The 18,528-nt window shown below is 72.8% G+C and carries 17 protein-coding genes; 4 read left to right on the top strand and 13 right to left on the bottom strand.

Going from position 1 to position 18,528, the window contains the following annotated elements:
* Window positions 1-11 precede the first annotated feature (11 nt).
* The 7 genes from OG242_RS30555 to OG242_RS30525 are packed head-to-tail and all read right to left on the bottom strand — an operon-like array spanning window position 12 to window position 10,375.
* Window positions 12-620 carry an endonuclease gene (locus OG242_RS30555; protein WP_405901241.1) on the bottom strand — a complete coding sequence of 203 codons (609 nt, stop codon included), beginning with the start codon at window positions 618-620 and terminating at the stop codon, window positions 12-14.
* 19 nt (window positions 621-639) lie between these two features.
* Window positions 640-1,524, bottom strand: a complete 885-nt coding sequence (gene ligD, locus OG242_RS30550; RefSeq protein WP_405901240.1) for a non-homologous end-joining DNA ligase — start codon at window positions 1,522-1,524, stop codon at window positions 640-642.
* A gap of 6 nt (window positions 1,525-1,530) precedes the next feature.
* Window positions 1,531-2,535, bottom strand: a complete 1,005-nt coding sequence (locus tag OG242_RS30545; protein WP_405901239.1) for an SDR family oxidoreductase — start codon at window positions 2,533-2,535, stop codon at window positions 1,531-1,533.
* Window positions 2,532-4,304, bottom strand: a complete 1,773-nt coding sequence (locus OG242_RS30540; RefSeq protein ID WP_405901238.1) for a glycoside hydrolase family 15 protein — start codon at window positions 4,302-4,304, stop codon at window positions 2,532-2,534. Before OG242_RS30540 ends, OG242_RS30545 begins: the two co-directional genes overlap by 4 nt.
* 25 nt (window positions 4,305-4,329) lie before the next feature.
* A complete protein-coding gene (locus OG242_RS30535; RefSeq protein WP_405901237.1) occupies window positions 4,330-5,457 on the bottom strand; it encodes an enolase C-terminal domain-like protein in 1,128 nt (375 codons plus the stop codon).
* Entirely contained in the window at window positions 5,454-7,259 is a 1,806-nt protein-coding gene (locus OG242_RS30530) for a thiamine pyrophosphate-requiring protein (RefSeq protein ID WP_405901236.1), read from the bottom strand. Before OG242_RS30530 ends, OG242_RS30535 begins: the two co-directional genes overlap by 4 nt.
* Window positions 7,260-7,270: 11 nt before the next feature.
* Window positions 7,271-10,375, bottom strand: coding sequence for an FAD-binding and (Fe-S)-binding domain-containing protein (locus OG242_RS30525; RefSeq protein WP_405901235.1), 3,105 nt, complete (start codon window positions 10,373-10,375; stop codon window positions 7,271-7,273).
* Window positions 10,376-10,660: 285 nt separating this feature from the next.
* Between OG242_RS30525 and OG242_RS30520 the strand changes: the two genes are divergently transcribed.
* Entirely contained in the window at window positions 10,661-10,987 is a 327-nt protein-coding gene (locus OG242_RS30520) for a plasmid stabilization protein (protein WP_405901234.1), read from the top strand.
* 88 nt (window positions 10,988-11,075) lie between these two features.
* Window positions 11,076-11,603 carry a DUF6328 family protein gene (locus tag OG242_RS30515; protein ID WP_405901233.1) on the top strand — a complete coding sequence of 176 codons (528 nt, stop codon included), beginning with the start codon at window positions 11,076-11,078 and terminating at the stop codon, window positions 11,601-11,603.
* Window positions 11,604-11,655: 52 nt separating this feature from the next.
* On the opposite strand, the gene OG242_RS30510 is transcribed toward OG242_RS30515, so the two are convergent.
* Window positions 11,656-12,621 carry an LLM class F420-dependent oxidoreductase gene (locus OG242_RS30510; RefSeq protein ID WP_405901232.1) on the bottom strand — a complete coding sequence of 322 codons (966 nt, stop codon included), beginning with the start codon at window positions 12,619-12,621 and terminating at the stop codon, window positions 11,656-11,658.
* Between the two features lie 126 nt (window positions 12,622-12,747).
* On the opposite strand from OG242_RS30510, the gene OG242_RS30505 reads away from it, so the two are divergent.
* A complete protein-coding gene (locus OG242_RS30505; protein ID WP_405901231.1) occupies window positions 12,748-13,122 on the top strand; it encodes a VOC family protein in 375 nt (124 codons plus the stop codon).
* Window positions 13,123-13,134: 12 nt separating this feature from the next.
* Here OG242_RS30505 and OG242_RS30500 read toward each other — a convergent pair whose 3' ends face one another.
* The 5 genes from OG242_RS30500 to OG242_RS30480 all read right to left on the bottom strand — a co-directional run bounded on the left by OG242_RS30500 (window position 13,135) and on the right by OG242_RS30480 (window position 16,922).
* Window positions 13,135-13,803 carry an HAD family hydrolase gene (locus OG242_RS30500; RefSeq protein WP_405901230.1) on the bottom strand — a complete coding sequence of 223 codons (669 nt, stop codon included), beginning with the start codon at window positions 13,801-13,803 and terminating at the stop codon, window positions 13,135-13,137.
* A 34-nt stretch (window positions 13,804-13,837) separates the two neighbouring features.
* Entirely contained in the window at window positions 13,838-14,374 is a 537-nt protein-coding gene (locus OG242_RS30495; protein ID WP_405901767.1) for an isochorismatase family cysteine hydrolase, read from the bottom strand.
* 84 nt (window positions 14,375-14,458) lie between these two features.
* Entirely contained in the window at window positions 14,459-15,496 is a 1,038-nt protein-coding gene (locus OG242_RS30490) for an NAD-dependent epimerase/dehydratase family protein (RefSeq protein ID WP_405901229.1), read from the bottom strand.
* A gap of 33 nt (window positions 15,497-15,529) precedes the next feature.
* On the bottom strand, window positions 15,530-16,720 hold the full coding sequence (locus OG242_RS30485; protein ID WP_405901228.1) for an alcohol dehydrogenase catalytic domain-containing protein: 1,191 nt from the start codon (window positions 16,718-16,720) through the stop codon (window positions 15,530-15,532).
* A gap of 22 nt (window positions 16,721-16,742) precedes the next feature.
* On the bottom strand, window positions 16,743-16,922 hold the full coding sequence (locus OG242_RS30480) for a hypothetical protein (RefSeq protein WP_405901227.1): 180 nt from the start codon (window positions 16,920-16,922) through the stop codon (window positions 16,743-16,745).
* A gap of 373 nt (window positions 16,923-17,295) precedes the next feature.
* Here OG242_RS30480 and OG242_RS30475 point away from each other — a divergent pair, with 373 nt between their 5' ends.
* Entirely contained in the window at window positions 17,296-18,516 is a 1,221-nt protein-coding gene (locus OG242_RS30475) for a cytochrome P450 (RefSeq protein ID WP_405901226.1), read from the top strand.
* The last annotated feature ends 12 nt before the right edge of the window (window positions 18,517-18,528 follow it).

Raw genomic sequence — 18,528 nt, 5'->3', positions numbered from 1 at the left:
GGCGGGGCCGGTCACCGCAGCGCGACCCGGACCAGGGCCGCCGCCAGCCGGGGCAGGTCCTCGTCGTCGACGAGCGCGGCCAGCTTCTCCGGGGAGTGCGGCAGCCCGAGTCCGTCGGCGGCGTCCTGGGCGCGCTTGTCGAAGGCGGGGCGCAGTTCGGGCCATACGCCCTGGGCCTCGCGGCTGAAGATCTCGGCGCCCACGGGGCCGATGCGGGGGAATTCCTTCAGCAGGTCGCGCAGCTTCTCCGGGTCCCCGCCGGCTTCGTCGCGGAGTCGGCGCAGGTCTCCGTGGTACCGGTCGAGTACGAGCTGCGCGCCCTCGCCGAGAGCGGTGGCGGTGCTCTCGTCGTAGCGGCGGTAGTGGGCGCGGACCAGGGCGTCGACCCGGTCCTGCCAGGACGCGTCCGCCATGGCGCGGGGTGTGCGCATCCCCGCTCCGAAGAGCTCCCGGGCGGCGTCCACCGCCATGTCGGCCTTGATGGGGACCGAGAACAGCGCGCACAGGGTCAGCAGCTGGTACAGGGGCATGGGGGTGTCGCGCAGGTGGATGCCGGCTTCCTCGGCGTAGGTCTGCCCGTGCTCGTCCAGCAGGTCTCGCACCGTCGTGGCTCTGGACATGGTGGTTCTCCGTTCGGCTCTACGCGGTCAGCGCGTCGAGCAGCGTGCGGGCCCGGCCGAGGGAGCGGGGCCGTGGGGGGTCGTGCCAGGGGTCCCGGTCCAGGAGTGCGTCGGCGTCGCGCAGGGTCCAGCGGCGGGCGTCGAGCGCCGGGTCGTCGACGTCCTCCCAGGCCAGTGGCGCGGCGACGGGTGCGCCCTGGCGAGCCCGGACCGCGTAGGGCGTGGCGGCGGTCTGGGCGTAGGCGTTGCGCTGCACGTCGAGGTAGAGCCGGTCCCCGCGGGCGTTCTTCCGGGCCTCGGTGGTGAACCGGTCGGGCCGGCGGGCGACGAGGGCGTCGGCGACCGCGCGGGCGAACTCCCGTACGTCGTCGAAGTCGTCCCGGCGGTCGAGCGCCACCACCACGTGCAGGCCGCGCGAGCCCGTGGTCATGACGAGGGACGTAAGTTCCAGCTCGTCCAGGAGTCCGTGCATGCCGAGAGCCGCCTCGCGGACCGGGGTGAAGTCGTCGCCGGGCGGGTCGAGGTCGAAGACCAGCCGGTCCGGATGGTGGGGCCGGTCGGCGCGGGAGAGGAAGCGGTGCGGGGTGATGCACGCCTGCCCCGCGAGGTAGACGAGCGTGGCGGTGTCGTCGGCGACCGGGTAGGTGACGGTGCCGTCCTCCTTGGGGAGTTCGGCACGGTGGACCCAGTCGGGGAAGTGGTCCGGCACGTCCTTCTGCATGAAGCCCTGGCGGCCGATCCCGTCGGGGTGGCGCTCCAGCATGAGGGGCCGGTCCCTCAGGTGGGGCAGCATCCGGCGGGCCACCGTGCGGTAGTAGCCGGCGAGTTCGGCCTTGGTGATGCCGTCGTCCGGGAAGAGGACCTTGTCCGGGCGGCTGATCTGCGGAATGCCATGTGCCGTCATCCGCGCTCACCGGCCCCGTACCGCGCGTCGGCCGAGGGCCGTGGCGCCGCAGGCGGCCCCCGCCGCCATGACCGCGGCGAGGGCGGGGTGCCGGGAGGCCCACAGCTGCGGGTCGCGCCGGTGGGACTTCTGGTCGAAGGTGCCGTGCGCGCCGTGGTCGGTGCCGTCGTCCACCGGCTGCCACAGGTTGTCCTCGCGGTCGCTGTCGCCGGCGTCCCCGGACTGCTGGGAGTCGAAGCCGGTCCGCGCGAGGTAGCGGTCCAGGAGACCCGCCGCGAACTTGTTGGCGACCACGGTGGCGACGGTGCTGGAGCCCACGTAGTACTGCTTGCGGCCGGGGTGATCGGCTGCGTACAGCACGGCGTCGGCGGCGACTTCCGGCTGGTAGATCGGGGGGACGGGCTGCGGATTGCCGCGCACCCGGGAGAGGACCCAGGAGAACTGCGGGGTGTTGACGGCCGGCATCTGCACCACGGTGACGCGCACCCCACTGCCCTGGTGCATGAGTTCGGTGCGCAGGGATGACGTGAAGCCGTTGATGGCGTGCTTGGCCCCGCAGTACGCCGACTGGAGCGGGATGGACCGCTCGCCGAGCGCCGAGCCGACCTGGATGATCGTCCCTGCGTCGCGCGGGGTCATGTGCGTGAGGGCGGCCCGGGTGCCGTTGACGAACCCGAGGTACGTGACCTGGGTGACCCGCTCGTACTCCTCGGGTTCGATCTCGGTGAAGGGCGCGAAGACCGAGGTGAAGCCGCAGTTGACCCAGACGTCGATCCGGCCGAATTCACGCACGGCCGCGTCCCCCGCGGCCTCGACCGCGCGGTGGTCGGACACGTCCGTGGGGACGGCCAGCGCGCGCCCGCCGGCCGCCTCCACCTCGCGGGCGGCCGCCTCGAGTCCGGCCCGGCCCCGGGCCAGCAGGGTGACGTTCGCCCCGCGCGCGCCGAAGGCCCGGGCCACCGCGCGGCCGATTCCGGCACTCGCTCCTGTGATGACGACGCTCTGGCTCACTGTTCTTCTCCTTCGGTGGGGGCCGGTACGGCAAGGCGGACGGAGGTTTCGAGCATCAGCGCGTGGACGAACGCCTGCGGGAGGTTGCCGCGCAGTTGCCGCTGGCCGATGTCGTACTCCTCGGTGTACAGGCCCGGCGGCCCGCAGGCCGCCCGGTTGCGTTCGAACCAGCGCAGCGCCTCCCGCTCGTTGCCCTGCTGGTGCTCGGCCAGCGCCATCAGGTATCCGCACAGCAGGAACGCGCCCTCGGCCTCGGCGAGCGGGCGTTCGTCGTGCCGGAAGCGGTACGCGTAGTGGTCGTGGGTCAGCTCGGCGCGGTAGGCGTCGAGCGTGCGGACGGTCCGCGGGTCGCGTGCGCCGATGCCGCCCCGGATCGCGGGCATCAGCAGAGCGGCGTCGAGACCGGGGTCGTCGGGCGCGCGCTGCCAGCGCCCGGTCGGGTGGGTGCTGGTGGCCGCCGTCCGGGCGGTCAGCGTGTCCGCGAGCCCGGCCCAGGAGGCGGCCTGGGCGCAGCGGACGCTCGCCGCCATGGCCCGGAGGCCCGCCGCGCAGATGAGCCGGCTGTGCGTCCAGGCCCGGGTGTCCAGCTCCCAGATACCGGCGTCCGGTTCGTGGTGGCGCCGTTCGATGGCCGCGACCGCGATGTCCGCCGCCCGTCGGCCGTCCGGGCCGAGCCGGCCGGTCCGCGCGGCGGCCGCGAACAGGAGCAGCGCCTCGCCGAACGCGTCGAGCTGGAACTGCTGGTTGACGTGGTTGCCGATCCGGTCGCCCCCGCCCGGGTAGCCGGGAAGGGGCAGCGACTCCTGGTCGGGGACGGGTTCGCCGGTGACGGTGTACGCGGGCGCGAGGCGGGGGCCGTCCTCGTGCAGGCGGGCGGCGACGAACCGTACGGCGTCGTCGGTCAGCCGGTGCGCCCCGGCCGCGGCCGCGGCCTGCCCGGCGTAGCACTGGTCGCGGATCCACACGTACCGGTAGTCGTAGTTGCGGCCCGCCTCGGCGCGCTCGGGGAGGCTGGTGGTGGCTGCGGCGACCATGCCGCCGGAGGCGCTGGTGAGGCCGCGCAGCACGGTGTGGGAGTGGCGTGCGTCGTCGGGCGCGAGGCAGTCGGGCAGCGGCTGGGCGGTGCGGGCCCAGGCGTCCTGCGTGGCGTGCCAGGCCCTGTCCGGGTCCACCGGCTCGCCCGGCCGGTCCTCGGACAGTTCGAGGACGAGGTCGTGGTGGCCGCCGGCCGGCACGGTCAGCTCGGCCGCCATGCCCGGGGTGCGGTGCTGTGCGGCGTCGGCCCCGGTCCAGCGCCAGTGCAGGGGGCCGGTGCGCCCGGTCCACACCCCGGGCCGCTCGCGCCGGACGTCCCGGGAGCGGTGCGCGCCGTATTCCGCGTGCGGTTCGAGGCGTACGGTCACCCGGGCGTCGCCCTCGACCGCGTGGATGCGGCGCAGCAGGACCGCGCGTCGCGGGTCGCCGGGGAACGCCAGGGCCTCATGGCACTCGATGACGCCGTCGGCGGTGACCCAGCGGTTGCGCCAGATCAGCGTGCCGGGTACGTAGGAGCCGCCCCAGACGAAGCGTTGCGTGGGCGTGACGGTGTAGTGGCCGCGTCCTCCGATGAGGGCGGCGAAGACCGCGCCGGAGTCCCAGCGCGGCGCGCACAGCCAGGCGATGTCGCCCTGGGGGCCGACGAGCGCGCCGCGCTCCCCGTCGGCGATGAGGGCGTACTCGCGCAGTACGTGGGGCAGCGGGTTGTCGTGCGGGGCGTGCGGGCGGGTCATGCGCCTCCTCATGGGGTCCGTCCTGTCATCGGACGCGGTAGCGTTCCGCGGCCCGGGTGCGCAGTTCCAGGCCGTGGCCGGGGGCGCCGGAGGCGCCGGGGCGTACGGTGCCGCCGGCCGGGTCCAGGGCCCCGTCGAAGAACAGTTCCTCGATGCGGACGTGGTCGTGGAACCACTCCAGGTGGCGCAGGTTCGGCACGGTCGCCGCGGCATGGGCGTGGACGTGCGGGGCGCAGTGTCCGGAGAGGCCGAGACCGGCGGCCTCGGCGAGCGCGGCGGCGCGCAGCCAGACGGTGATACCACCGCAGCGGGTGGCGTCCGCCTGGAGGCAGTCCACGGCTCCTTCGTTGATCAGCTGCCAGAAGTACGGCAGGGCGTACCCGTATTCGCCGGCCGTCACGTCGGCCGTCGTCGCGGCCTTGATCTGGGCGAGCCCGGCGGGGTCGTCGGAGGAGACGGGTTCCTCGTACCAGGTGACGCCGTGTTCCTCGAAGCTCCGCGCCACGCGGACCGCCTGTTTGCGGGTGTAGGCGCCGTTGGCGTCGACGTACAGCTCGGTTCCGTCGCCGATGCTGCGGCGGGCCTTCGCGATCCGGTCCAGGTCGCGCGTCTCCTCGCGGCCCCAGGACTCGCCGATCTTGATCTTGACGCGTGGGATGCCCTGGAGTTGCGCCCAGCCGCGCAGTTGCCGGTCCTGCTGTGCGTCGTCGTACGGGGTGAAGCCGCCGCTGCCGTAGACGGGGACCTCCTGGGTCGTGGCGCCGAGCAGCCGGGTCAGCGGCAGGTCCAGGAGGCGGGCCTTCAGGTCCCAGAGGGCGATGTCGACGGCGGACAGTGCCTGGGCGACGAGGCCGGGGCGCCCGGCGTTGCGGACGGCCCGGCTCATGGCCTCGTTGGCGGCGGGGACGTCCCAGGCGCTGCGGCCCGTGACGACCCCGGCGAGCAGCTGGTCGACGGCCGCGGCGGTGGCGGGCGCCCCGTAGGTGTAGCCGAGGCCGCTCGTCCGGCCCGAGCAGGCCCTGACCAGGACCAGGGTGGTCTTGTCCCAGGTCAGGGTGCCATCGCCCTCCGGGGCGTCGGTGGGCACGGTGTACACGGCGGTCTCCACCCGGTCGATCAGGGGGGCGTCCGCGTCGCCGGGGCGCGGGGTCACTTGCCCGAGCGCCCTTCGTGGTGGCCGGGCAGGATCTCCTGGACCTTGGCCTTGAAGCCCTGGCGCACCACGTCCGCCCGGTCGCTGTCGCCCTTGAGGACGGCGAGCGCGGCGGCCTCGATCTGGTCGAGGCTGGCGTGCGGCGGGATGGGCGGGACGGCGGGGTCGGTCCGGAAGTCGATGACGAACGGCCGGTCGCAGGCCAGGGCGCGGTGCCAGGCGTCCTCGACCTGGTCGGGCTTTTCGACGCGGACGCCGTCCAGGCCGACCGAGCGGGCGAAGTCCGCGTAGCGCACGTCGGGCAGGGACTGGGAGGGCAGGAACTGCGGGGCGCCGGACATGGCGCGCATCTCCCAGGTGACCTGGTTGAGGTCCTCGTTGTTGAGGACCGCGACGACGAGGCGGGGGTCCTCCCACTCCTGCCAGTACTTGGCGATGGTGATGAGCTCGGCCATGCCGTTCATCTGCATGGCGCCGTCCCCCACGATCGCGATGGCGGGCCGGTCGGGGTGGGCGAACTTGGCGCCGATGACGTACGGCACGCCCGGGCCCATGGTGGCGAGGGTGCCGGACAGGGAGCCGCGCATCGCGCCCCGGAAGCGCAGGTGCCGGGCGTACCAGTTGGCGGCGGAGCCGGAGTCGGAGGCCACCATGACGTCGTCCGGCAGGAGCGCGTCGAGTGCGTGCACGACGTACTCGGGGTTGACGGGGTCGGCCTCGACCTTGGCGCGGCGCCGCATGACCTCCCACCACTTGGCGGTGTCCTTCTCGATCTTCTTGCGCCAGGAGCCGTGCTTCTTGCGCTTGAGGCGCGGCAGCAGGGCGTCGACGGTGGCGCGGGCGTCACCGATGAGGTTGACCTCGAACGGGTAGCGCAGACCGATCATGAAGGGGTCGATGTCGATCTGGACCGCGCGGGCCTGATCGAATGCGGGCAGGAACTGGGTGTACGGGAAGCTGGAGCCGACCACGAGCAGGGTGTCGCAGTCCTGCATCATCTCGTAGCTGGGCCGGGTGCCCAGCAGCCCGATGGAGCCGGTGACGTACGGCAGGTCGTCAGGCAGGACGTCCTTGCCGAGCAGCGCCTTGGCGACGCCCGCGCCCAGCACCTCGGCCAGCCGCTCGACTTCGGCGCGGGCCCCGCGGGCGCCCTGCCCGACGAGGATCGCGACCTTCTCGCCCGCGTTCAGCACCTCGGCGGCCCGGGCGATGTCGTCCTCGGCGGGGACGGGTGCGTACGCGCTCACGCCGAGGCTGGAGGGGACCATCTTGAACGCGTGGGTGGGCGGCGAGTAGTCCAGTTCCTGGACGTCCGCCGGGATGATCACGGCGGTGACGGTCCGCTTGGCGTACGCGGTGCGCATGGCCCGGTCGATGACATTGGGCAGCTGCTCGGGGACGGTGACCATCTCGCAGAACTCGGAGGCCACGTCCTTGTAGAGGCTGAGCAGGTCCACCTCCTGCTGGTAGGAGCCGCCCATGGCGCTGCGGTTGGTCTGGCCGACGATCGCGACGACGGGCACGTGGTCCAGCTTGGCGTCGTACAGGCCGTTGAGCAGGTGGATCGCTCCGGGGCCCGAGGTGGCCGCGCAGACACCGGCCTTGCCGGAGAACTTCGCGTAGCCGACGGCCTGGAACGCGGCCATCTCCTCGTGCCGGGCCTGGACGAACTTCGGCTTGTTCTCCGCCCTCCCCCAGGCGGCGAGCAGTCCGTTGATCCCGTCGCCCGCGTAGGCGAAGACGTGGTCGACGTCCCACTCGCGCAGACGCTGCAGGACGTAGTCGGAGACCTTGGTCGCCATGTTTTCTTCTCCTATCGGTGGTGCGTGTTACGTCGGTTACGGCGCAGGGCGGTGTACGCGGCACTGCCGAGCACGGTGAGCGCGGCGCCCGTCACCAGCCGGCTCGCGGCCGGCGCCGGGCGGGCGGGGCGGGCGGTGGCCTTCTCGGGGTGGTCGGCGGGCAGCGGCCCGTCGAGCCCGAGAGCGAGCGCTTCGGCCAGGTGCATGGCGCGGCGGCCGGTCTCGCCCTGCTCGATCTGCGTACGGCAGCTGAATCCGTCGGCCACGACCAGCGCGTCGGGTGCGGCGCCCCGGACGGCGGGCAGGACGCCCTGCTCGCCGATGTCCATGGACAGGTCGTAGTGGCCGCGCTCGAAGCCGAAGTTGCCGGCGAGTCCGCAGCAGCCCTCGTCCAGGACCTCGGCGTCGAGGCCGGCGCGGCGCATGAGTTCGCGGTCGGCGTCGAACTTGGTGACGGCGTGCTGGTGGCAGTGCGTCTGCACGGTGGCCTGCCGGGTCAGGACGGGCGGCCGCCAGTCGTCCGGGGCGTCGTTGACGAGCAGTTCGGCGAAGGTGCGGAACTGCCCGGCGAGGCGCTGGATGTCCTGGTCGTGCGGCATGAGCTCCGGGGCGTCGGACCGGAAGACCGCCGTGCAGGACGGTTCCAGGCCGACGATCGGGGTGCCCGACTCGATCCATGGCCGCAGCACGTCGGCGGTCCGGCGCAGCACCTTCTTCGCGGTGGCGGGCTGCCCGGTGGAGATCCAGGTGAGCCCGCAGCACACGGCCTGTTCCGGGACGGCGACCCGGAAGCCGGCGTCCTCCAGGACCCGGACGGCCGACCGGGCGATGCCGGGGTGGAAGTAGGTCGTGAAGGTGTCCGGCCACAGCACCACGGTCCGGGGGTCGGCCGGGTCGGGGTCCGGCCCGCCGCGGGCCCGCCACCACTGGACGAACGACTCCTCGGCGAAGGCGGGCGGCTGCCGCTCGTCGGCGACGCCGGCGACCCTCTTGGCGACGCGCCGGAGGCCGGGCGCGTCGAGCGCCGCGTTGACCAGGCGCGGGGCGAGGCGGGAGAGCCGGGCCCACAGGGGCAGCCAGCCCAGCGAGTAGTGTGCCGTGGGGCGCAGCCTCCCCGCGTAGTGGTGGGCCAGGAACTCCGACTTGTACGTGGCCATGTCGACGCCGACCGGGCAGTCGGACTTGCAGCCCTTGCAGGCGAGGCAGAGGTCGAGCGCGTCGCGGACCTCGGTGGAGCGCCAGCCGTCGGTGACAGGCGTGTCCTGGTGGCCGCCCAGCATCTCGAAGAGCAGCCGCGCCCGGCCCCGGGTGGAGTGCTCCTCCTCGCCGGTCGCCCGGTAGGAGGGGCACATCACGCCGCCGCTGTGGGAGCGGCAGTTGCCGATGCCGACGCAGCGCATGACCGCCCGGTTGAAAGAGCCCTCGTCCTCCGGGTAGTGGAAGTGCGTCGCGTCGTTCCGCGGCCGCCAGTGCGGGCCGAGCCGCAGGTTCTCGTCGGTGCGGTACGGGTCGACGATCTTGCCGGGGTTCATCCGGTTGTCCGGGTCCAGCAGCGTCTTGACCTCGCCGAACGCGGCGACGAGCCGTTCCCCGTACATGCGGGGCAGGAGTTCGCCGCGTGACTGCCCGTCCCCGTGCTCGCCGGAGAGCGAACCACCGTAGGAGGCGACGAGGTCGGCGGCACGGAACAGGAACTCCCGGAAGGTTCCCACGCCCTCGGCGGTCTTCAGGCCGAAGGGGATGCGGGTGTGCACGCAGCCCTGTCCGAAGTGGCCGTAGAGAGAAGGGTGGTCGTAGTCGAACTCGGCGAAGAGCTTCTTCAGGTCGCGCAGGTAGTCGCCGAGCCGTTCGGGCGGTACGGCGGAGTCCTCCCAGCCCTCCCAGGTCTCCCGTCCGTCCGGCGGACGGGCGGTCACGCCGAGTCCGGCCTCGCGGGCCTTGAGCATCCGGCGCTCGCGCGGCGGGTCGTCGGAGAACGTCACCGTGGGGTCGTCCTCGTCGCGGCCGAGCGCCTTCAGCAGATCGTGAGCCTGGCGGTCCACGTCCTCCTGGGTGTCCCCGCTGAACTGGAGGAGGAGCCAGCTGTCGCCCTCCGGGAAGGAGTCCAGGGACGCGACGTGGCTGTCCTCCTCGCGCATGAGCTGCGCCATCCGGCCGTCCAGCGCCTCCAGCTGGGTCGGCGCGCAGTGTTCCAGCAGGCTTGGTACGTCGTCGGCGGCGGCGCAGATGTCGGGGTAGCCGAGGACGAGCATCGCCTCGTGGGGAGGGACGGGGACCAGGTCGAGTTCGGCGCGCAGGACGGTGACGAGGGTGCCCTCGCTGCCGACGAGGGCACGGGCCAGGTCGAAGCCCTTCTCGGGCAGCAGGGAGTCGAGGTTGTAGCCGGAGACCCGGCGCGGGATGGCGGGGAAGCCCTGGCGGACGTCGGCCAGGTGCTCGTCGATGATCCGGCGCAGCCCCCGGTACACCTCGGCGCGGCGCCCGCCCGTTGCGAGGATCTGCGCGTACTCCTCGTCGGAGGTGGGTCCGACCCAGCAGCGCAGCCCGTCGTAGGTCAGGATCTCCAGCCGCCGCACGTTGTCGACGGTCTTGCCGTACGCCTGCGCGGACGCGCCGCACGAGTTGTTGCCGATCATTCCGCCGAGGGAGCAGTGGCTGTGCGTCGAGGGCTTCGGCCCGAACCGCAGCTCGCGGCCGGCCAGCTGCCGGTTCAGTTCGTCGAGCACGATGCCGGGCTCCACCACACAGGTCCGGGCGGACTCGTCGACGGACTCCAGGCGGTGGCAGTACTTCGTCCAGTCGATGACGACGGCGGCGTTGGTGCACTGCCCGGCGAGGCTGGTGCCGCCGCCCCGGGACAGCACCGGTACGCCGTACCGGGCGCAGACCGCGACCGCCTCGGCGCCGGCGTCGACCGTGCGGGGGACGACGACGCCGATCGGGACCTGCCGGTAGTTCGAGCCGTCGGTCGCGTAGGCGCCCCGGCTGCCCGCGTCGAAGCGGACCTCGCCGTCGACCCGCCGGTCCAGCTCGCGGCGCAGGGCCGGCAGGTCGGGCGCCGGGTCCGCTCCGGTGTTCTGCTGCCCGTCCGCCGGGGCGTCCCCTCTCGTGTCCATGCGCTCCTCCTCGTACCGCTTCGCGCCGGGTGACCGGCCTCGCAGGAAACCCGGTACCCGAAGTCGGCCGCTTCACTTGTCGGCGGCGCGGCGACTCCCCCCGATCAGCCCTGTGGAACCGGTCGGTCGGGCGTACGGGCGGCGCGTGGCGTCACCCGAGCGCGCGACCCGGTGGGCGTACCCGTCGGGGCGGTGCCATGTTTCGGACGTGGCCCCCCGGCAACCCGGGTGGATGACCCCGGACCGGGCCCGAGGGCCGAGGACGAGAACGAGGAGGACAGCGTCATGCCGGCAGGATCGAGCCCCAAGCGTGAGCGCCAGTACGAGCACGTGAAGGAGAGCGCGGAGAAGCGCGGCACGTCCGAGAAGCGTGCGAAGGAAATCGCCGCGCGCACCGTGAACAAGGAGCGCGCACGCTCCGGCGAGTCGAAGACTGCGAGCAAGACGTCCACGCGCGACCCCAAGTCCGCCTCCGAGCGGGGCGGCGAGCGCTCGCACAAGGGCGCGCAGGGCCGCACGAGGGACCAGCTCTACGAAGAGGCGAAGAAGAAGAACATCGAGGGCCGCTCCACGATGAACAAGGAGCAGCTCCTGAAGGCCGTCGGCCGCTGAACCACCGGGGCGTGGCCGAAACCTTTGTGCGCGGGCCGGACGGCCCGCGCACAAAGGTTTCGGCACGAGGGAGGGAGGGACACCGCACATGGACAACGGACGCGTGGACGAGGCTGATGACGCCCGCGGTGGGCGGGACGAGACGACCGAGGAGAGAGCGGACCGCCGCTGGACGGAGTTGCTCCAGGAGCTGCGGGTGGCCCAGACGGGGGTGCAGATCCTCTTCGGCTTCCTGCTCGCGGTGGTCTTCCAGCCGCGCTTCTCCACCCTGGCGGAGGCCGACAAGACGATCTACGTCGTCACCGTGCTCCTGGGTTCGGCCACCGCGGCCGCGCTGATCGGGCCGGTGTGCCACCACCGGTTGCTGACCGGGCGCCATCTGAAGCCGGAGACGGTCGTGTGGGCGGCGCGGCTCACCCTGCTCGGGCTCGTGCTGCTGTTCTGCACGATGTGTTCGGCGCTGCTGCTCATCATGCGCGTGGCGCTGCACAACACGCTCGCCCTGTGGCTGGTGGGCGGGATGGCTCTGTGGTCCTTCATCTGCTGGTTCGTGTTCCCCGCCTGGGCGATGGCGCGCTCGTCCAACGGCCGCAACGGCTCGGACAGCGGGAAGTAACGTTTGCACGCTCGTGTCCCCCGGCCTGCGGGCCGGGGGACACGTACGCGTGTCACATGGCGCGCAGCGCGGGCAGGAGCTTCTCCTGCGCCCAGTCGATGAACGGCTTCTGGTGGCCACCGCCGATCTGTACGAGGGCGACCTCGGTGAACCCCGCGTCGACGAACGGGCGCACCGCTTCGACGAACTGTCCGACGTCGTCGCCGCAGGGCACCGCCTCGGCGATGTCCCCGGGCCTGACGTACTGGGTGGCCTGGTCGAAGGCGGAGGGGCCCGGCAGCTCCGAGTTGACCTTCCAGCCGCCGACCGACCAGCGGAACTGGTCGTGGGCCCGCTTCACGGCGGCGTCGCGGTCGGTGTCGTAGCAGACGGGCAGCTGGCCGACGCTCGGCTTTCCGCCTCCGCCGTGCCGTTCGAAGCCGGTGAGCAGCTCCTTCTTGGGCTCGGTGGCGATCACCAGATCCGCCAGCCGGCCCGCGATCTCGCACGACCGGTCGCCCGATACGGCGACGCCGAGGGGGACGGCCACGTCGGGCAGGTCCCAGAGCTTGGCGTTGTCCACGTCGAAGTGGGCGCCGTGGTGGGTGACGTAGCCGCCCGCGAGGAGCGCCTTGATGATCTCCACCGCCTCTTCGAGCTTCTCCAGCCGCACCCGCGCGTCCGGCCAGCCCCCGCCCACCACGTGTTCGTTGAGGCTTTCGCCGGAGCCCAGCCCGAGCCGGAACCGCCCCTCGGAGAGCAGTTGCAGCGTCGCGGCCTTCTGCGCCACCACGGCCGGGTGATAACGGGTGGTCGGGCAGGTCACGTACGTCATCAGCGGGATGCGCGACGTGGCCTGCGCCGCCGCGCCGAGCACGCTCCAGGCGTACGGGGCGTGCCCCTGGGACGCCAGCCAGGGAAAGTAGTGGTCGGAGGTCACGGAGAAGTCGAAGCCGGCCTGCTCGGCCGCCACCACGTCCTCGACGAGGGCCTTCGGACCCGCTTGCTCGGTCATCATCGTGTATCCGAATTGCACCATATGGGATGGGTTACCGATCCCTGGCGGTCGAAACGTACGGCACCCGGATCATGTTTCCTCGGAGCCGCTCGCGGAACCCTTGAGGGGACGTCCGCACATCCGCGTACCCCGAAAGCGAGGAACGACATGGCTGTCGCGACCTACTGCCTGGTTGCCATCGACTGCCCCGACCCCGCGGCACTCGCCGCCTTCTACCAGGGGGTGCTGGGCGGGGAGGTGACGCACGACAGCGACCGCTGGTACGAGCTCCACGTCCCCGGCGGGGCCCGCCTCGCCTTCCAGCTGGCCCCTGGGTACCAGCCGCCCGAGTGGCCGCGTGGCGACCGGAACTCGCAGCAGGAGCACCTGGACTTCAAGGTGCGGGACATGGAGGCGGCCCAGCGCGAGGTTCTCGCCCTGGGGGCCGCGCCGCTCGACCTCGACGACGACGGCGGCAAGCGCGACTTCCGCGTGTTCGCGGACCCGGCCGGGCACCCGTTCTGCCTGTGCTACGGCGGTTAGGAACACAGAGCCCTACTGGGTCATACGGGCGATGACGCCGGTGTCCAGGTGGGCCAGGAGGGCGGCCGGGGAGTCATGGATCTCCACGGCTCCGGCCGCCTCCAGGTCCGCCCGGGGGATGCCGCCCGACAGGAGGCCCACCGCGGGCACCGACGCCCTGGTCGCCGCCTCCATGTCCCAGACGGAGTCCCCGATGTACACGGCCTCCTCGCTGGTGGCGCCGGCGATCTCCATCGCGTGCCGGATCGGGTCCGGGGCGGGCTTGCCCTCGTCCACGTCGTCGGAGCTCGCCGTCCCGGAGATGACGTCGTCCGCGTCGAGCGCGCCCCGCAGCGCCTCCAGCTCCGGCCCGGACGCCGAGGTGGCCAGGACGATCGTCCAGCCCCGGCCGGCCAGGGCACGCAGCAGGTCGGCCGCGCCGTCCAGCGGGGGCAGGCGCTCGAAGTACGTGGCGTACAGGGCGGAGTGCGTGGCGCTGATCCCCGCGTCCTGCTCCCGGTCCCGGCCGGGCCCCAGCAGATGGGCGATCAGGTCGTCGGAGCCGAGGCCGACGGCGCGGTGGACCGCCGGCATCGCCACCGTGTGCCCGGCCTGGTGGAACGCCTCCCACCACGCGGTGACATGCAGGTAGTTGGTGTCGACGAGGGTGCCGTCCACGTCGAACAGTGCGGCGCGGGTCATGGGGGTCCTTTCGTGCCGGCGTGGCCCGCCGGAGTCACAGGTCGATCTCTTCGGCGACGCACACCCGGGCGCCCATGTTGCGTTCCGTCATCCGCAGGGCGGCGTCGGCCAGGTCCGCGTGGATGTGGGCCACACCGTCCCGCGGAATGGTCAGGTCCATGTGGCGGATGTGCGCGTCGAGCGCGGAGTAGAGGATGCACTGCTCGGTCACCTGGCCGGTCAGGACGAGGTAGTCGACGTCCAGCTGGTGGAGCAGGTACGGCAGGGGCGTCTCGTAGAAGATGGAGTGCCGGGCCTTGACGACGAAGAGCGAGTTGTCGTCGGGGCGCAGCGGTTCGACGAGGTCGGGGCGGGCGCCCGCCATGGCCGTCTCGACGATCTCGCCGTGGTGGGAGCGCCAGTCGCCGAAGTTGTCGTTGGCGTAGATCACGAGTGAGCCGCTCTCCCGGGCCGCCTTCAGCATGCCTGCGATGACGGGCACGGCCTGCTCGGCGGAGGGGAGGAGCCGGTCCGCGTCCACGTGGTCGTACGGGTTGATCATGTCGATGACGATCAGCGCCTTGCATGACATGGTTGCCATGGTGGCACCGGCCCCCTGTCTCGGCGAGCCGCCGGCTCGCGGGCGTGCGTCCCCCGCAAGCCCGCGCGGCGCTCATCAGCTCCACCGGCTGCCGGCCAGCGGGGCCGTCGCGTCGCCCTCGCCGCGTACGACCCCGCGCAGGAACGCGGTCAGCGCGTCCGACGCCGAGTGCCGCGGCCGCCAGCCCAGCTCCTCGTACGCCCGTGCGCAGTCCATGACGGGGAGGCGGAGCACCGCGTCGAAGAGGTGGGGCGAGGCCGGGACCGCTCGTGCGTGCCAGGCGGTCGCCAGCGCGCCGCGTACCAGCGGCCGGGGCGCGCGCACCACCCGCGCGTCGAGGAGTTCGCCGAGGGCGCGGGCGTCGGTGACGGAGTCGGCGGCCAGGTTGAAGGGGCCGCGCACATCGCCCAGAACGGCGAGCCGGTACGCCTCGGCCGCGTCGTCCGTGTGCAGCACCTGGAACCGCAGCCCCTGGAGGTCGGGCACGAAGGGCAGCAGATCGGGGCGGAGCAGCACGCCGGGGAGGTATTTCCCGCCGAAGATGCGCCGCTGCTCGGGTGCCGCGGTCTCCTTGAACAGGAACCCGGGCCGCATGCGGACCACCCGGATCTGCGGGTGACGCAGCTCGAAGGTGTCGAGGACCCGCTCCAGGTACGCCTTCTCGCGGCAGTACGCGGCGTCGGGCCACCCATGGGTCGGCCATCGCTCGTCCACCCCCGGCTCCTGCTTGGGGCCGGGCGAGTAGGCGCCGACGGACGAGGCGTGGACCAGGGCCGGGACGCCCGCCGTGCGCACCGCGTCGAAGACCCGCAGGGAGCCCTCGACGTTGCTGCGCCAGGTGACGACGGGGTCGTGGGTCGGCTGGAAGCGCCAGGCCAGGTGGACGACGGCGTCCGCGCCCGTCAGCAGCGAGGCGAGCCTCTGGGCGCTGTCCGGGCGGGAGAGGTCCACCCTGCCCCACTCGACGCCTGGCAGGGTGAGATCGGGCAGCCGCCGGGCCAGTCCGAGGACCGACCCCACGCCGGGGTCCTGGGACAGGGCCCGGACGAGGCTCGTGCCCACGTTGCCGGTCGCGCCCGTGACGACGACGCGCAGGCCGTTCGATGCGTTCACCGTGACTCCTTCCGTTGCGCCACTCCCCGGCCGTCAGGGGCGCAGCAGCGTCTTGACCATGCCGTCGGCCTTCTGCTGGAAGGTCTCGTACGCCTTCGGGGCGTCCTCCAGGGACAGGCGGTGCGTGGCGAAGCCGTCCACGCCCAGCGGGTCGTCGTCGACGAGCAGCGGCAGGATGTCGGGCACCCAGTGCTTGACGTTCGCCTGGCCCATCCGGAGCTGGATCTGCTTGTCGAACATGGTGAGCAGGGGCAGCGGGTCGGCGGCGCCGCCGTAGACACCCGAGATGGAGATCGTGCCGCCGCGGCGCACCACGTCGATGGCGGTGAGCAGGGCGCTGAGCCGGTCGACGCCGGCGCGTTCCATGATCTTGCGGGCGGCCCCGTCCGGCAGCAGCCCGGTGGCCCACTGGCCGGCCTTGCCGATCGGCGCTCCGAGGGCGTGGGCCTCCATGCCGACGGCGTCGATGACCGCGTCGGTGCCGCGGCCGCCGGTGAGGTCCCGGATCGCGGCCGGCAGGTCCTTCCCGTAGTGGGCCAGGTCGAGGGTCTGGACGCCGCGCGCGGCCGAGCGGGCGAGGCGCTCGGGGACCAGGTCCACACCGATGACCAGGCCGGCGCCGCGGTGCAGGGCGATCCGGGCCGCCATGTCGCCGATCGGCCCGAGGCCGAGGACGGTGACACTGCCGCCGGGCGGGATCGCGGCGTACTCGACGGCCTGCCAGGCGGTGGGCAGCACGTCCGACAGGTAGACGAAGCGGTCGTCCGCCGGCCCCTCGGGGACCTTGATGGGCAGGGTGTTGCCGAAGGGCACCCGCATCAGCTCCGCCTGCCCGCCGGGCACCTGCCCGTAGAGCTTGGTGTAGCCGAAGAGCGAGGCCCCGGTGCCGTGCTCCTTCACCTGCGTGGTCTCGCACTGGGAGTGCAGGCCCTTGGCGCACATGAAGCAGGTGCCGCAGGAGACGTTGAACGGGACGACGACCCGGTCGCCGCGCGAGACGGCGGTCACCTCGGCGCCGGTCACCTCGACGACACCCATCGCCTCGTGGCCCAGGATGTCGCCGGCGTCGAGGAACGGGCCGAGTACTTCGTACAGGTGGAGGTCCGATCCGCAGATGCCCGTCGAGGTGACCCGGATGATGATGTCGGCCGGGTCCTGGATGACCGGGTCGGGAACGGTCTCCACGCGGACGTCGCGCTTTCCTTGCCAGGTCAGTGCTCGCATGAGTGATCTCCTCGCTGTCGGGTCAGTGCCGGTCCGTGCGGCGTGCCGCCTTGGCCTCCGCCTGGGCGATCCGTCCGGTGCTCTCGCGCCGGCGCCCCTCCGCCTTGAGGCGCACGTCGCCCAGCGCGGCGCCGTCCGACCTGAGTTGCGCCCCTTTCGCCCTCATGGCCAGGGCGCGGGCGATTTCGGCATGCCGTCCCATATCTCCTCGGTCCCTCCGGGTCGTCCTGCGGGCGTGCCCGCACAGCGGTTCCGTGCGACGGGTTCCCACGGAACGCGGCCTTAACCGGAATGCCCGATTCGATCCAGGGAGCGGGTCCGGCCGTCGCGTACGAATCCGCCCCGGCCCGCCCCGCATGTCCTCGGTTGGTACGGGTACCCGCCTGGCCAGGCTCCCGGCGTACGCGGGAGCAGGCGCTGCCGGTTGGGACCACAGCCGCAGCGCCGTCCAGCGGATTCCGAGTCGCGCGCCGGTCCCGGTGCGCCCAGGATCGACGGCGGGGTACCGACGGGCCCGCCCACCCCGGACCCACGCCACCGCACGGACCCCCTCAGACCTGTCCTACGGAGAGTCCATGGCCGACAGCACCCTGCCCCTACTGCTCCAGGGCTACGCGTGGCTGCCCGACCGCCGGCGGCGCAGCGGCGGAGCACCGGTCCGCACCCGTCTGCTCGGCAAGCGGGTGATCGCGCTGCACGGTCCGGCCGCGGTGCGCTTCTTCTACGACGAGGAGCACATCCACCGCCAGGGGGCCCTGCCGGAGCCGGTCATCGACACGCTGTTCGGCCAGGGGGCGGTGCACACCCTGGACGGTGAGCGGCACCGGGTGCGCAAGGGCATGTTCCTCCACCTGCTGAAGGACCCGGAGGGCGTACGGGCCCTGACCGACCGGGTCGTCCTGGAGTGGAAGGGCGCCGTCGACGGGTGGACGGACCGGGGCCCGGTCGTGCTGTTCGACGAGGTGGCCGGGGTGCTCACGCGCGCCGTGCACGCCTGGGCCGGGGTGCCACTGGCCGCGGGCGAGGCGGACGGCGCCGCGCGCGATCTGGTGGCCATGGTGGACGGCTTCGCGTCGGCCGGTCCGCGGCAGCTGCGCGCACGGCGCGCCAGGCGCCGGCAGGAGCGGCGTTTGGCCCGGCTGGTGGAGCGGGAACGCGACAGCGGGGAGGCCGGCGGGGTGCGCGTTACCCCGTTCCGTGCCGTCGCACACCATCGGGACGCCGACGGCTCGCTCCTCGATTCCCGTACGGCGGCCGTCGAGGTGCTCAACATCCTGCGGCCGACCGTCGCGGTCAGCTGGTTCGCGGCCTTCGCGGCGCACGCCCTGCACCGGTGGCCCGAGAACCGTACGGCGCTCCGGGAGGACGACCCGTCCGCCGCCCTCGCCTTCGCGCAGGAGGTCCGCCGCTTCTATCCGTTCGCCCCGTTCATCGGCGGGCTGGCGGCCGAACGGCTCGAATGGGCGGGCCGCACCATCCGGCCGGGCACGCTCGTGCTCCTCGACCTGTACGGCCAGAACCACGACCCGGACCTGTGGCCCCGGCCCTATGTCTTCGATCCCGCGCGGTTCCGGGGCACGCCGGTGCGGCCGGACGAGCTGGTCCCGCAGGGTGGCGGCGACCCGGCCACGGGGCACCGCTGTCCGGGCGAGGACATCACCCTCTCACTGCTGTCCGCCCTGGCGGTGCTGCTGTCCGGCCTCTCGTACCGGGTGCCGGAGCAGGACCTCTCCATTCCGCTGCACCGGATTCCCACCGCGCCCCGGAGCGGGTTCGTCATCGAGGACGTCCGGTGACCCCCTGCCCCG

This window comes from Streptomyces sp. NBC_00727, from assembly GCF_045161745.1.
GTDB lineage: Bacteria > Actinomycetota > Actinomycetes > Streptomycetales > Streptomycetaceae > Streptomyces.
This window is presented reverse-complemented; position numbering and strand designations above follow the sequence as displayed.

Bases quoted from the DNA above. Each gene is read 5' to 3' on its own strand.
- ligD (WP_405901240.1), bottom strand. From the start codon at position 1,524: ATGACGGCACATGGCATTCCGCAGATCAGCCGCCCGGACAAGGTCCTC.
- OG242_RS30530 (WP_405901236.1), bottom strand. From the start codon at position 7,259: ATGGCGACCAAGGTCTCCGACTACGTCCTGCAGCGTCTGCGCGAGTGG.
- OG242_RS30500 (WP_405901230.1), bottom strand. From the start codon at position 13,803: ATGACCCGCGCCGCACTGTTCGACGTGGACGGCACCCTCGTCGACACC.
- OG242_RS30510 (WP_405901232.1), bottom strand. From the start codon at position 12,621: ATGGTGCAATTCGGATACACGATGATGACCGAGCAAGCGGGTCCGAAG.
- OG242_RS30540 (WP_405901238.1), bottom strand. From the start codon at position 4,304: ATGACCCGCCCGCACGCCCCGCACGACAACCCGCTGCCCCACGTACTG.
- OG242_RS30555 (WP_405901241.1), bottom strand. From the start codon at position 620: ATGTCCAGAGCCACGACGGTGCGAGACCTGCTGGACGAGCACGGGCAG.
- OG242_RS30520 (WP_405901234.1), top strand. From the start codon at position 10,661: ATGCCGGCAGGATCGAGCCCCAAGCGTGAGCGCCAGTACGAGCACGTG.
- OG242_RS30525 (WP_405901235.1), bottom strand. From the start codon at position 10,375: ATGGACACGAGAGGGGACGCCCCGGCGGACGGGCAGCAGAACACCGGA.
- OG242_RS30485 (WP_405901228.1), bottom strand. From the start codon at position 16,720: ATGCGAGCACTGACCTGGCAAGGAAAGCGCGACGTCCGCGTGGAGACC.
- OG242_RS30480 (WP_405901227.1), bottom strand. From the start codon at position 16,922: ATGGGACGGCATGCCGAAATCGCCCGCGCCCTGGCCATGAGGGCGAAA.
- OG242_RS30495 (WP_405901767.1), bottom strand. From the start codon at position 14,374: ATGTCATGCAAGGCGCTGATCGTCATCGACATGATCAACCCGTACGAC.
- OG242_RS30515 (WP_405901233.1), top strand. From the start codon at position 11,076: ATGGACAACGGACGCGTGGACGAGGCTGATGACGCCCGCGGTGGGCGG.
- OG242_RS30475 (WP_405901226.1), top strand. From the start codon at position 17,296: ATGGCCGACAGCACCCTGCCCCTACTGCTCCAGGGCTACGCGTGGCTG.
- OG242_RS30505 (WP_405901231.1), top strand. From the start codon at position 12,748: ATGGCTGTCGCGACCTACTGCCTGGTTGCCATCGACTGCCCCGACCCC.